11 protein-coding genes are annotated in these 13491 nt (G+C 42.0%); 1 reads left to right on the forward strand and 10 read right to left on the reverse strand.

Features of this window, described 5'->3' with window-relative positions; translation table 11 throughout:
- Position 1: 1 nt before the first annotated feature.
- The 5 genes from G399_RS0108715 to G399_RS20420 form a co-directional block, all read right to left on the reverse strand.
- Positions 2 to 481, reverse strand: coding sequence for a flagellar protein FlaG (locus G399_RS0108715; RefSeq protein WP_006008496.1), 480 nt, complete (start codon positions 479 to 481; stop codon positions 2 to 4).
- A 121-nt stretch (positions 482 to 602) separates the two neighbouring features.
- Positions 603 to 1442: a flagellin N-terminal helical domain-containing protein gene (locus G399_RS0108720; RefSeq protein WP_006008499.1), complete on the reverse strand. Its 840-nt coding sequence runs from the start codon at positions 1440 to 1442 to the stop codon at positions 603 to 605.
- Positions 1443 to 2643: 1201 nt separating this feature from the next.
- A complete protein-coding gene (locus G399_RS0108730) occupies positions 2644 to 3474 on the reverse strand; it encodes a flagellin N-terminal helical domain-containing protein (RefSeq protein WP_006008502.1) in 831 nt (276 codons plus the stop codon).
- Positions 3475 to 4623: 1149 nt separating this feature from the next.
- Positions 4624 to 5463 (reverse strand): flagellin N-terminal helical domain-containing protein, encoded by an 840-nt coding sequence (locus tag G399_RS0108735; protein WP_006008504.1) that lies wholly within the window; start codon positions 5461 to 5463, stop codon positions 4624 to 4626.
- A gap of 657 nt (positions 5464 to 6120) precedes the next feature.
- Positions 6121 to 6534, reverse strand: coding sequence for a Crp/Fnr family transcriptional regulator (locus tag G399_RS20420; protein WP_006008507.1), 414 nt, complete (start codon positions 6532 to 6534; stop codon positions 6121 to 6123).
- 46 nt (positions 6535 to 6580) lie between these two features.
- On the opposite strand from G399_RS20420, the gene G399_RS0108745 reads away from it, so the two are divergent.
- Positions 6581 to 7333: a class II aldolase/adducin family protein gene (locus G399_RS0108745; RefSeq protein WP_006008509.1), complete on the forward strand. Its 753-nt coding sequence runs from the start codon at positions 6581 to 6583 to the stop codon at positions 7331 to 7333.
- Here the strand turns inward: G399_RS0108745 and flgL are convergent.
- Genes flgL through flgH form a run of 5 tightly spaced genes read right to left on the reverse strand, consistent with a single transcriptional unit; the run spans position 7326 to position 13488 of the window.
- Positions 7326 to 8555, reverse strand: coding sequence for a flagellar hook-associated protein FlgL (gene flgL / locus G399_RS0108750; RefSeq protein WP_006008511.1), 1230 nt, complete (start codon positions 8553 to 8555; stop codon positions 7326 to 7328). The two genes, G399_RS0108745 and flgL, sit on opposite strands and share 8 nt — an antisense overlap.
- A gap of 6 nt (positions 8556 to 8561) precedes the next feature.
- Positions 8562 to 10712: a flagellar hook-associated protein FlgK gene (gene flgK / locus G399_RS0108755; RefSeq protein WP_006008514.1), complete on the reverse strand. Its 2151-nt coding sequence runs from the start codon at positions 10710 to 10712 to the stop codon at positions 8562 to 8564.
- The gene (gene flgJ / locus G399_RS0108760) at positions 10709 to 11662 is read right to left on the reverse strand and encodes a flagellar assembly peptidoglycan hydrolase FlgJ (RefSeq protein WP_006008515.1); all 954 of its coding nucleotides are present in this window, start codon (positions 11660 to 11662) and stop codon (positions 10709 to 10711) included. The genes flgK and flgJ overlap by 4 nt, the downstream gene beginning before the upstream one ends.
- Positions 11662 to 12750, reverse strand: a complete 1089-nt coding sequence (locus tag G399_RS0108765; RefSeq protein ID WP_425304076.1) for a flagellar basal body P-ring protein FlgI — start codon at positions 12748 to 12750, stop codon at positions 11662 to 11664. Before G399_RS0108765 ends, flgJ begins: the two co-directional genes overlap by 1 nt.
- Positions 12751 to 12795: 45 nt before the next feature.
- On the reverse strand, positions 12796 to 13488 hold the full coding sequence (flgH, locus tag G399_RS0108770) for a flagellar basal body L-ring protein FlgH (protein WP_006008517.1): 693 nt from the start codon (positions 13486 to 13488) through the stop codon (positions 12796 to 12798).
- Positions 13489 to 13491 lie beyond the last annotated feature (3 nt).

Genomic DNA, 13491 nt, shown 5'->3' on the forward strand with positions numbered 1-13491 from the left:
ATTAAGCCTGCCCTTTTAGTAGAATACCAACACTACTGCCAAATTCAGACTGTAATTCGTTTATTCGCCCTGCAAATTTTAGCACTTCCTCGGAAGGAATTTGCCGTATAACATCTCCAGATGCCGTATCCTTGACCGTCACTACGGGTCTTTCCGACGCTTCATCTATTGAAAATGCTAGTTTCGTATTTCTACTTTGCAGAAACTCGCTAATGTCTAAAAGCGCTTGATTAAGTTCAACAACGCTTCCCTCTCGTTGATATCTATCGGCCTCGCTAGCGTTTGCTTGAGTAGTTTGAGCTATTTTTTCTGCTATATTTTGCTCTGCATTGGCCTCAATATTAGCATCAGTTTTAGCATTCTGAGACTTTATTTCATCCGTTGCTTCGACTTTATCAATACGTTCAAACACCGCCAACCCTGACGGCTTTACTAACTGACTTGCAACATTGTTGCCAGCTTGCGGGATTATTGTGTCCATTTTTAATTCCTTATATCAAATGAGAAAAACAGTTACACCAATATCTGGGTGAACCGGCAGTAAACGCAACTTACAAGACGCTTAATTAGCGTCTTGATTAACCTCGTGATTAACCTCTTAATTAACCTAGTAAAGACAACGCTGCTTGCGGTCTTTGATTCGCCTGAGTCAGCACCAGAATTGATGCCTGCTGAATGATCTGATTTCGCGTGAGCTCTGCGGTTTCTGATGCGAAGTCAGTGTCACGAATTTGACTTCTCGCGCCAGCTAAATTCTCAGCAATGTTGCTCAAATTTCGGATAGTTGATTGAAAACGATTTTGCACAGCACCTAAGTCCGATCGCACGCCTCCTACCGCAGAAATAGCGGTATCAATACTTACCAATGCTGCAGAAGCATCATCAAAAGTAGCGACCGACAACGCGCCAATACCCAAACCTGTGGCACTAAAACCAGTGCCGCCAACAATGTTTGATGCGGACAAATTGACGCTGATCGTTTGCCCACTATTTGCACCAACTAAAAACGCCGCAGAATAAGACGCATCCAAAATACTCAGATCATTAAATTTGGTATCCGTCGCAATTCGAGAAATTTCTGTTTTTAAAGCTGACACTTCCTTTTGTAAGGCCGCGCGGTCAGAGGATGAATTAATACCGTTTTGTGATTGCACTGCTAATTGACGGATCCGCTGCAACGACATTGTGGTTTCTGCTAACGCACCTTCAGCCGTTTGGGTCATAGAAATAGCGTCGTTAGAATTTCTTACGGCTTGATTCAATCCTTGTATTTGACTTGTCATACGATCTGAAATTTGTAAGCCCGCAGCATCATCTGCGGCGCTATTAATTCTAAATCCTGATGCCAATCGCTCAAAGGACTTATTCAGTGCTTGCTCTGTTTCACTTAGCTGTCTTTGCGCATTAAGCGATGGTACATTGGTGTTTACAAAAATTGACATGATACCTCCGATCAAAAAAGAGTGAGTGCTAGACTCTCTTTTTCAAAACTATTTTCATGCTAACTTGGTTCACTAGGCCAAATTAGCAACCTCGTCGCTTAACTGGTTCGACACAAAACCAAAAAAACGGTAGATTACCCCTCTACTGACTGTATCGGCAAAATCTGTAGAACCTTTAGCTGTTTATTTTAAAAAAATATCATTACTGACTTAACCCTTGAAAGATAACTACTTTTCAATGTTTAAAAGCCCAAGTTTCACACAAGAAGCACTATCTTAAGGAATAAAATTTCATTGGAATATTTCATTTCACTCAGTATTGTTGGTTTTTGTTGTCTGTGTTTGTATTCATATTATGTGCTGAAAAATGAAACGGTCACGAAACAAAAGTATTTTCATATGGCTGTCACTTGGGGAGTGGTATCGACACTTTTTGGGATTTTCAGTGGTGTTTTCGTGCTAGTCGCTATCTTTAGCGTCATTACAAAAGAGTGGGATAATGCCTTTCTACTGACTAAAATCCCCGTGTTTATAGGTACATATGTCTCGTTTTTCATCTTTACTAAATATAAAAAACGATACAAAGACAGACTTTAGCAAGAGTGCTCAACAGTATCTGTGTGGATTTTTTATGCCATTGGCACGGTACATGCTTAATATAGCTTGTCGAGGTAAAAACTAATAGCTTGCAGCACTGAACTATTAGGAAAGGAAAAAAGGTCGAGCCATAGGGCGGCCCGACCAACTTGCTCACGTTAGGAGTGGAGCAAAGCAGTTTCGTCGGCTTGCAGGATTGTAGAACAAGTTACTGGCCTCTCAACCTAAACTTCTATACTCTCAGTCTTGTAAGTCGGCATTTTAATTGATACGTGTCGCAATTTCTAATTCAGGCTCTCTATTTCAGGTTGGCAAGTCTATTACCCTCTTAGCGCTTATCGATGCGTCCTTCTATCAAATTCCTAGTTAGCCTGTCGGCCGCCATCCGTGGCAATATAAGCCTCTCAACGCTTTCCAATTAACTAAATTCTTATAAATATCTGACTTGTTAACGTTGAATGACATTAATTTGCCGTTTCGGCTATTGATTGCCGCTTTACTTTAAATTGCAGTGCCTCGCAATGCGAATCTAACTAACAAACGACTTACCATCAGTAAACAAAGTAATTCAAACATCTGCATCACCTTCTAGTCGATAATTCTGTTAACCCTGAAGTAAACTTAAAGCCGCTTGAGGGCGCTGATTTGCCTGGCTTAAGATAGTGGTACTTGCCTGCTGAATTATTTGTGCGCGAGTTAATTCAGACGTTTCCTTGGCAAAGTCTGTGTCTCTTATTTGAGACCTTGCTGCTGACACATTCTCAGAAACATTGGACAAATTACGAATAGTCGACTGAAAACGGTTTTGCACGGCACCTAAATCAGCTCGCTTACCATTAATAATCTCAATTGCAGTATCAATCTGAGCTAGTGCTCTTGAGGCATCACCAGGCGTTGCAACACTAAGCGTAGCACTTCCGAATAAACCTAAAGTACCAAATCCATTAGGTCGAGATACATTAACGTTAATCGTCTGCCCTGCATTTGCTCCGACCAGAAAAGCGGATGAAAAGCTGCCATCAAGGACGTTAACACCACCAAACTGAGTCGTTGTGGAAACGCGGCTCATCTCGACTTTTAGCGCTGACACCTCTTTTTGTAGGGCTCCGCGGTCAGCCGATGAGTTAATACCGTTTTGTGACTGAATGGCCAAAACACGAATACGTTGTAAAGCATTCGTTGTTTCCTGTAAGGCTCCCTCAATGGTCTGTGATAATGAAATACCATCGTTGGCATTTCGCACAGCCTGATCGAGACCTTGAATTTGCGATGTCATTCGGTCTACGATTTGTAAACCGGCAGCATCATCTTTTGCACTATTGATCCGAAAGCCCGAAGACAATCTTTCAAAAGAAGTATTTAGACTGGTTGATGTACTTTGTAATTGTCTTTGTGCATTCAATGCAGACACATTAGTATTGACGAATAAGCTCATGATAATCTCCTAACGATTTTCAAATAGTAAATTTTAATAATTAAGCGCATTTATTATTATTTTTATACGCATTTTTCATTTTTGGCACACTTGGTGCATTACATAAATCAAGTCATGGACTGACTTATTTCATCAAGCAGTCACTCGCCTGATGATGCAATTGCTGTAACAGAGCGAAAGCTCTTGCTGACTGACAGGTATATGGTGTTCCAGACCTCTATACCTCTCACTACCTCCTGGCATCATTCCTGTCAGTCAGCAAATTCCTAATTTCTCAGGTAAGTCAGTATTTTGGCGTTTATCACCCACACTTATTCTTCACAAATGTGCCTATCAATCTTTTTTAATGTCTTTTATTTGCAGTTCTTTTTAGCCGTTCTTTTTAGCTGTTCTTTTTAGCAGTTCTATTTAGCAGTTCTATTTAGCCTTTGAGATTGCTATATGCATAAAGCCTAGAGCTACAGAGGCAATGTATTGCCCTGAATTTTCGCTAACTAAAAATATAAACTAAAAATTGCCGCTGAGAATATTAATGCCTGCAGAATGAGCAGCAGTCGTATGCGTATTAACGAATAGACTCATGATATTTCTCCTAACGGTTGATGCATGTTGAACGGCCAACCTCTTTGGGTTGTTGCTCATTCAGCATGACGATATTTCAGCCTCAATGATTATTATTGTTTTCGTGTCTTTCGACTTTCATTGAATCATGTGTTGTCGCTCTTTGGCGTTTAACATCATGTTGCTTCGCGTCATTTATTAAGTGCTGTTTATTAAGTGCTGTTTATTAAGTGCTGCGTTTATTAAGTGCTGCGTTTATAAAGAACTGTATACCTAGCCAGAGTATTTATTGTTGTTATCTCCATGCTTACAATACTTATCGTGCAGATACGCAAAAAGCTTTAATAATAAAACTAAATAATATTGAAAGAATGGGGAGTTTGTAACATAGATAATGATAATTATTAATTATATCAAATGGTTAGTGAAATAAAATATAAAAATAAAAGTGCAGAAAAATAAGCGGCCAGGCAATGCCTGGCCTATCGCTCTTTGTGTGTCGAGAGTGAGCGGACTCTCTTCTGTCTGGATGGTGACGCTAGATACTACCTCCTGGCTTCATTCCCCAAACAGTAGGGTCAGTTAGACTTAACCAAGAAGCTGAAGAGCGGCCTGAGGACGCTGATTAGCCTGTGATAGTATGGTTGTACTAGCCTGCTGAATAATCTGGTTACGTGTCAACTCAGCCGTCTCAGCTGCGAAATCTGTGTCACGGATTTGGGATCTTGCACCCTGTACGTTCTCAGAAATATTAGTCAAGTTGCGGATTGTTGATTGGAACCGATTTGTTAATGCACCTAGGTCGGCTCTTGCGCCACCTATTCCAGAGATTGCCGCATCAATTGCCACTAGAGCTGCAGAAGCGCCACCGAAACTTGAAACCGATAAGTCATCGATGCCTAGACCCGCTGTAGAGAAACCGCTGATACCACCCAGGTTACCACCTGACAAGTTAACTGAAATTGTTTGTCCACTGTTGGCGCCTATTAAAAAAGCAGCAGAGAAGTTACTATCCAACAAGTTCACACTGTTAAATTGGGTGTCGGTCGAAATTCTTGATATCTCTAGTTTTAGAGCAGAAACTTCTTTTTGAAGCGCTGTTCTATCAGCAGAAGAGTTAATACCATTCTGTGATTGAACTGCTAACTGGCGGATCCTCTGTAAAGAACTTGTGGTTTCAGATAATGCACCTTCAGCAGTTTGCGTCAATGAAATCGCATCGTTCGCATTTCGAACGGCTTGGTTTAAGCCGTTGATTTGCGTAGTCATACGATCCGAAATTTGCAAACCTGCAGCATCATCTGAAGCGCGGTTAATACGGAAACCCGAAGATAAACGTTCGAACGAGGTGTTCAAACTGTTTGATGAATTCATTAATGAACGTTGAGCATTCAACGCCGACGCATTTGTATTTACGAACAAGGACATATGTCTCTCCTGCACTCTCAGTCCAGCGGCTTGCTGGTCCCCGGACGTGACTCCGGTGGTTTAATAACTACTTGTAGAACAATAACCATCCAAATGATAAGTTAATGTACTGGCTCTCTCGTAAAGGTTTATCGACAAACGTTGAATTCCCTTTAGCTAAAAAATGCTTTTTTTCTATGTTAGCGGCAAATAATTGCCGCCCCTACAATCAAAAGCAATAAAAAAAGACAAGAATAGCAAATAAAAACAATGAGATAAGAGCATTTAAAATGAATATAAATTGGCTAAAAAAAATATCTAATAAAAATATCTAATAAAAAGTATCATGATGCTTTCACTGACTTAAGTCGTTTAAATAATCATCTGCTTTTATGCTTTCGTCGCGCTACAGACCACCCCGCTTCATTGGTGTTGGCGTTTAATTAGGCAAAAGTGTTGCTCCATTTGAGCATTGGCAATGGCAAGATCTACCCGTGTATTTGGCTAGTCCGTGCTTAGTGGCCCTCACTGCAACTTCCTTTATGATTGCGGCTCGATATCAGCACACTGAATTGACTTCACTAACACGGCAGCAAAAAACAAGCTATTCAGTACTTTGGTAGTGGTAATGAAAAACAAAATTACAGTAACGGGGAATTGAAAACGATAGTTAGGTTTTCAAAGCTCCCCTAACTGTTGCAGAGCACGCGGATTAGTCAGCATGATTTTTCCATACCGAAGAGTAATCAATTGCTCATTTTTCATTTCTTGCAATAGCTTATTAATTGTTTGCCTAGAAACATTCAACATACTCGCCAGCGACTCTTGCGAAATCTTGATCTCTTCTTGTATAGATTCAGCGTAATTCGGCAAGGTATCAAACGATACCGCTTTATTCTGCTCAATTGCGACGTCATTAATTTGGCTGTTAGCCATTTCAACCCAGTTGTTTGATAGCATGGTTAAGCGTTTCGCTAGTCTTTCTTTAAGCCCTAATCCAGTGGTTTCGTCTAATAATGAAAATAGTGTGCGAATACGTTGGCATAGTTGACGAATAAAGTGAGGATATAATTCTGGATACTCAACTAACAACTGTTAAGCTGATGTTGATAAAAATGACACTAAAAGGCGTTAAATCATGAGTTCAGTGCAACAAAACGTAAGTGCAGAAGAATGGCAAGCTCGCGTCGACTTAGCAGCGGCATATAGGATCGTAGCTTATTACGGCTGGGATGATTTAGTTTTTACGCATATTTCAGCCCGCGTTCCTGGCCCTGAACATCACTTTTTAATTAATCCTTATGGCATGATGTTCGACGAAGTAACCGCATCGAGTCTGGTAAAGGTTGATATTAATGGCGAAAAGGTCATGCAATCAGACTATGAGACTAATCCCGCAGGCTTTATTATTCATAGCGCCGTGCATGAGTCTCGCGATGATGCAAGATGTGTAATGCACCTACATACTATCGAAGGTATCGCTGTATCGACACTCAAAGATGGACTGCAAGCTTACAGTCAACAATCACTCTTTGCGTTATCGTCACTCTCTTATCATGAATATGAAGGGATTGCGTTAAACCCTGAGGAAAAAGTGCGTCTGGTTGCCGATTTAGGTGATACTTCGTTTATGATTTTGCGCAATCATGGTTTGCTTACTTGTGGCTCGTCGGTTGCCGAAGCATTTACCGCGATGTTTTTGCTGCAGCGTGCATGTGAGATCCAATTAAAAGCACAAGCAACGGGACAAGCTATGATTAAAATTTCGGATCAAATTCTGGCTGGAATACAAGCGCAAGCTAAACAAGTAACCCGCTCTGCTGGCGGCTCCTTAGCTTGGCCTGGTATATTACGTAAATTGGATCGTGTTAATCCTGGATACGCTAATTAATATAATTAAACAGTGACAAATTGACGACTCTGGGAAATGATTTAAATGCGGCTTCCAGAGCTGTTTCTTGCTTTGCAAACTCAGTAGAAGCCTTTGCAAAATCGACATCTTGAATGCTAGAACGTGCGGACTGCAACGAAAGTTCGCTGTCTAAATTGGCTTCTTTAATCGACTGAGCAATATTCAATCGCGCACCAATAGACGAAACTTCAAGCGACATTTTTTCCAAACCGTTATCTAAACCCACCAGCGTATTGTCTATTGTATTTACAAAATCCGATTCAGATATTGAATCAGACGTCAGTGCAATAAACAGGTCGTTTAGCGTTTCCGCTAAATTTTTCTTTTCTGGTCTGTTTAAACTAATTTCTAAAGAATCGCCGGTACTGCCGCTGAAATTAAATTCCATACCGGCAAAGCGCACTGGTTGCCCTGACTGAAATGCTTGGGTAGACACAATATTCCCAGTCCCAACGTTAGTGACTGAGACCTGATCACCCGCCAGCACGTCAAAACGATATTGATTATTAGCCGCATTCACAGGATCAAAATTCTGCTTATGGAAATTATCAAACGAGCCTTGCTCATCTATTTTTGCTGTTTCAATTGAGACTCCTGCACTTTGCGCGGTCACTTCAAAGTTGAGGCGTGCAAATACTTCTTGGAAAATAGACTTACCCGACGAGGTGCTTTGCAGTGTTACGCTATCTGAAATTTGTATTTGGTTCTCACCATCATCACCTAAAAATGAGACTTTATCGCCACTCGCACTGGGGTTAAATTCAAAGGCTTGATTTGATGATTGATAGCCAGAGAAAACATAATCACCACTGGCATTACGGGTATTCATTAAGTCTAAAACCTGATCACGAATTTGTTCAATTTCAGCACCAATGGCTTTTCTATCTTGTCCCGCTAAAATACCGTTTCCCGATTGTACAGTGAGCACGCGTGCTCTATTAACCACATCATTGATACTTCGAAGGGCAGTTTCTTGTTGTTCAAGTGCACTTGAAGTTAAATCATTATTGCGTTGATATTGGGTGATTTTGTCCAACTCTTCGGTCAAGCGAATAACTTGAGCTGCACCCACTGGGTCATCACTTGGGCGTAGTAATTTTTTACCAGTTGCCAACTGTTGCTGAATATCGACCAAATTACCTTGGTTCGTATCAATACTTCTTAAGTTTTGATTGTAAATTAAATTTGTTGTTATACGCATAATTTATTACCTTACTGCATTCAATATGGTGTCGAACAACTCTTGTGCTGTACTCAATATTCTGGCTGCTGCTGCATATGATTGTTGAAATTGAATAAGATTCGCAGCCTCTTCATCTAAGCTCACCCCAGAAGTAGATTCAAACCAATCTGAAGACTGTGTTTTTAAGATTTTGGATGCCTCTAATTCAATTTGTCCATTGGCAGTTAACGCACCAATACTGCCAACAATGTTGGCATATGCTTCATTAAACGTGGCCTTGTTACCACTACTACCAATGCTTTGTCGTACGGCATCTTCTTGTTGTAAACCCGCAAGATCAACGGCATTTCTGTTATCAGCTATGCCGTTAGTATTAAAACTAATGTCAAAAGAATCACCCGCTTTGGGAATGCCTTCCAAGCTAAAATCGTAGCCTGGATAATCATCCAGCGCAGCAAAGTCGGCAGGCCAAGGTGGCGCCGCGCCATTGTCTTTTGCTTGCTGCAATAAATTATTTAAATCAGTTACCCCAGTCACCGTAGAAATGATATTCGGTGGCACTGCGTTATCTAGTACTTGAAATTCTGAAGCACTGGTAAACAAAACAGAGGCTGGAGCGCCAACGCTTGTAGGTAATTCTGATGCACTTTGGATATTGCCCGAACCATTAAACCCAGACGCTTGCGAATTGGACAATGTATTATCAATATTGGTATTGCTAACCGTGACAGCACGAATGGTGGCATCACCTAAATTACCTGCATTAGTGTCAACTCTCAGCGGCTTGGCGAAAGCTAAATCTTCACCTCTCGTGGTGGTAAGTTGTAGATCATTTGCTGCCGTTCGCAACGGTTGAAACAAAAATTCATCGCCGACTGCGTAACCTGCGCCGCTAGAAAGTTCAATTTCAATACCACCCATAATTTTATTATAAGTTCCCTGCTCAGCTGTAACGGTGGTTGTTTGTATAATTGGATTACCGCTTTCATCGAGCTGAGCCGTGCCATCGGAATTTAATGCCGACACTTGTAAATCGAATGTTGGTGGTGAGCCGGATGGACTGCTCAACACTTCAACTCGATAGTCAGTATTTGTTATTTCTCCACCGGCACCGGGCGTGAAGCGCCCTTTAATACCCAAACTTAAATCAGCATTATCGGGGTAATTAATACCTCTAAATTCAGGGATTTTGAAAATATCACCGCCCAATTGCTGATCAAGATCCATGCCTTGTCGATTTTGGGCATTAAACGAGTCTGCTAACGCAACTGACAGTTTCCCTAAATCACGTTGTGCAGGCTCTAAAATTTCTTCGCGATATCTAAACAAGCCACCTAAGGCGCCACCTAGTTTCTGTTCTTGAACATTCAAGGTAGTGTTGTTTTTTGGTGGTGCGTAGTTTGTCGACAATCTCAGTTGGGAATTGGTAAAATCAGGCTCGCCGCCAATTGCTAGTACGTTAAATGTGCCGTCGGCTAATACTAACGATTCCCCAGAAGTTAAATTTACGACTAGACCTAAATCACTATTTGGGCTTGGACGTGTTTCAACTGACATATATTCAGCTAATTTACGGATCGCTAAGTCTCTCTCGTTCATTAGTGCTGATGGCGTATCAACATCACTCGAGTTACCCACAATTTGAATCGCTTTGTTTAAGTTACCAATTTGTTTAATTAAAGCATTTGATGTGTTCACGCTGTCTTTAATTTGCTGCTCAACTTCACTCTCTTTTACCGAGATAAAATCACCAAGGGTATTAACCCGATTAACTAAACCTTGTGCTTGGCCTAACACAGAACTGCGAGAGGTTATATTGGTCGGATCATCTGCTGCAGTTTGAATTGACGCGAAAAATCGCGTGATCGCCCCCGAAATCGAGTTGGCTTCACTCGCTAATGCGTTATCGAGACTTCGTGCACCCTCAAAAAACGCCTGAGCTTCGCCCACACTGGTAGTGTCTCGGCGCAACTGATTCATGGCAAACTGGCTCAATACGCGATCGGTAAAGCCTTGATCAACACCGCCAGTCGACATGGTTTTAAATTCCGTGCGCTCGCGAACATAGCCTTCGGTATTGATATTGGCAATATTATTACTGGTTGTGTTTAGCAAGCGACTACTTGCATTAACCCCCGTTTTAGCTATTGAAAATAAGTCTGCTGTTTTGATCATGGTATTAACTCACCCAACATATTACCATCGAGAACCGCCATAACTTTTTCAGCATAGTGCGGATCGGTTGCATAGCCCGCTTCCTGCAAAGCGTTAAAATAGTCTTTGGGTGATTCGGTTTTTTGGATCGCTTGTTCGTAACGAGGGTTTGACTTAATAAAGTCTACATAATCCTCCATAGAGTGTGTAAACGAGCCATAGCTTCTAAACGATGCCTGCTGTTTTTCTGGTACGTTGTTAACGAACTCCAAGGTATCAACCGTGGCTTTTTCTCCGTCCCAACGTTTATCCGCTTTAATACCAAACAAGTTGTGACTGTTTTCACCGTCATTTTTATGGATCAGGCTTTTACCCCATCCGGTTTCAACCGCTGCTTGTGCAATCATCGCCTTAGGATCCAAATTGAGCGCTTTGGCTGCTTCAATCGCGTGCGGATATAAGGCGTCTACAAATTCTTTTGGAGAGGCAAATGCAGCAGATTTGAATGCGCCTTGGGAGACATTGTCGTTGTTATTTCCCATGACTCTGTTTTGTGCATTTTGAATTGCGGCAACATTGTGCCTATTGAGTACCGATAAATCGCCGTCTGCGCGAACCACGCCTGCCGGCATAACCCCGTTACCCGGATTCATCTGTTGCATAATCACTTCTGCAAGCCCTATGCTGCCATTCGCACTTAAGTCCGTTGCGATTTGTTTATCATGCATTTCACGATAAAATTTAACTTGTTCCGTGCTAAAAGGGCTGTCTTTATCTGCCAGCGCATCTTGTGCTTTACGCATAGACTTCAACATCATTTGTACGAATATCGCCTCAAACTGCTTGGCAGCCTCTTCCAAAGCGCCTTCATCGCCGGATTGAGCTGCTTCTCGCAATTTGTTAACACTACCCATATCATGATAGTTGCGCGACATCTCTAATTTAGTCTTGGTTACAGAGCTTAAGTCCATTAGATGATCACCAATTCACCTTGTAACGCACCCGCTTGTCGGAGCGCTTCAAGTATTGCCATTAAGTCACCTGGTGCAGCACCAATTTCGTTAACTGCGCGCACCAATTCTTCCAAACTCACGCCGGGGTCAAACAAAAACATGCGACTATCATCAAGTTGCACGTCAACGATAGATCGCGGGATAATGACCGTATTGCCAGTTGCCAGTGCATTGGGCTGAATGACTTGTATGTTTTCAGAAATAGTCACCGTCAGACCGCCATGCGTAATCGCAGCAGGCAAAAGCCTTACGTCTTGACCAATAACTATGGTGCCTGTTCGGCTGTTAATAACCACTCTTGCTGGCGCAGCTGCCGGTTGAAACTCAAAATTTTCAATTGTGGCTAAAAAACCAACTCGCTGACTGCGGTCACGCGGAGCCATGACTTTTACAGATGCCGCATCCATTGGCTTCGCGATAGCTGTGCCGCTTGATGCGTCCGCACCTAAGCGGCTATTAATAACGTCGGCTAATGCTTGAGCTGTGCTGAAATCTGGTGTGTTTAAATTAAGCGTTAAGTAATCATTTTGCATCAAGCCAGAGGGAATTGCTCTTTCCACAATCGCACCATTAGCTATACGACCTACGGTAGGTGTATTGGACACTATTCTTGAGCCATCATTACCTTGTGCTCCAAACCCACTGACCACCAAACTGCCTTGAGCTACGGAGTAAATTTCGCCATCTAAGCCGCGTAAAAAGGTGCGTAATAAAGTGCCTCCATTCAAACTCGACGCTTCACCAACTGAGGACACGGTCACATCGATCGTTTGCCCTGGTTTTGTGAATGCTGGCAAGGTTGCATGCACGACTACCGCCGCTACGTTCTTAATTTTGGGTTTCACATTCGCATCAAGTGAAATACCGAAATTAGCTAACATGGTTCTAAAACTTTGCTCAGTAAAAGGGCTCGTTTCGCCCGTTCCTGGAAGACCAACAACTAAGCCATAGCCAACCAATTGGTTAGCGCGAACGCCTTGAATGGTCGCCAGATCTTTAATGCGTTGCGCCTGCAATTTAAATGGCGTCAACAACAGGCTTAGCATGACTGTAACAGATACAAAAACAGACAATAACTTCATTATAAAATCCTAGAGTGGCCACCACGTTGAAGAGAAAAATTTAGTTAACCAGCCTTTTTCTTGAGACTGAGAGAATGAGCCTTTGGCGCTATATTGAATGCGAGCATTAGCAATTTTGGTTGACTGAATTTGGTTAGTAGGCGATATATCAGCAGCGCGAATAACACCAGTGAGGCGAATATATTCGTCACCGTTATTAAGGGTTAACCACTTTTCGCCACGAATAATCAAATTTTGATTAGGTAGCACTTCAACCACTGTCACCGAAATATTACCCGTGAGACTGTTGCTCTGATTCGCTTGTGCGTCACCTGAAAAGTCACTGCTAGAATCGACGCCCAATTGGATACTATCTTTACCTATGTTGATGACGTTGCCACCTAAACCAATAATCGGGTTTATATCAACCGTCGATTCTTTACTCGAGGTTGTTCCAGCTGACTTTGAGGCATTGGTGTTTTCACTTAATCGCACGGTAATAATGTCGCCAACACGACGCGCTTTGACGTCTGAATACAAACTACTTGCCATGGCTTTATTGAATAAGCTGCCATCTTCAACTATTTCATCTCGCGTCATGGTCGGCACTGCCGGCGCATAATATGGGTCATTCGCGGTAACCGGTTTAACCGCCGTTGACTCACAACCCGTGAGGCTGACAATGGCAGTAATACAGAGTGCGATTGATGAAAATAATCTCATGAA

Origin of the sequence: Brumicola pallidula DSM 14239 = ACAM 615 (assembly GCF_000428905.1) — a bacterium.
Taxonomy (GTDB): Bacteria; Pseudomonadota; Gammaproteobacteria; order Enterobacterales; family Alteromonadaceae; genus Glaciecola; species Glaciecola pallidula.

Bases quoted from the DNA above. Each gene is read 5' to 3' on its own strand.
- G399_RS0108715 (WP_006008496.1), bottom strand. From the start codon at position 481: ATGGACACAATAATCCCGCAAGCTGGCAACAATGTTGCAAGTCAGTTA.
- G399_RS0108720 (WP_006008499.1), bottom strand. From the start codon at position 1,442: ATGTCAATTTTTGTAAACACCAATGTACCATCGCTTAATGCGCAAAGA.
- G399_RS0108730 (WP_006008502.1), bottom strand. From the start codon at position 3,474: ATGAGCTTATTCGTCAATACTAATGTGTCTGCATTGAATGCACAAAGA.
- G399_RS0108735 (WP_006008504.1), bottom strand. From the start codon at position 5,463: ATGTCCTTGTTCGTAAATACAAATGCGTCGGCGTTGAATGCTCAACGT.
- G399_RS0108745 (WP_006008509.1), top strand. From the start codon at position 6,581: ATGAGTTCAGTGCAACAAAACGTAAGTGCAGAAGAATGGCAAGCTCGC.
- flgL (WP_006008511.1), bottom strand. From the start codon at position 8,555: ATGCGTATAACAACAAATTTAATTTACAATCAAAACTTAAGAAGTATT.
- flgK (WP_006008514.1), bottom strand. From the start codon at position 10,712: ATGATCAAAACAGCAGACTTATTTTCAATAGCTAAAACGGGGGTTAAT.
- flgJ (WP_006008515.1), bottom strand. From the start codon at position 11,662: ATGGACTTAAGCTCTGTAACCAAGACTAAATTAGAGATGTCGCGCAAC.
- G399_RS0108765 (WP_425304076.1), bottom strand. From the start codon at position 12,750: ATGCTAAGCCTGTTGTTGACGCCATTTAAATTGCAGGCGCAACGCATT.
- flgH (WP_006008517.1), bottom strand. From the start codon at position 13,488: ATGAGATTATTTTCATCAATCGCACTCTGTATTACTGCCATTGTCAGC.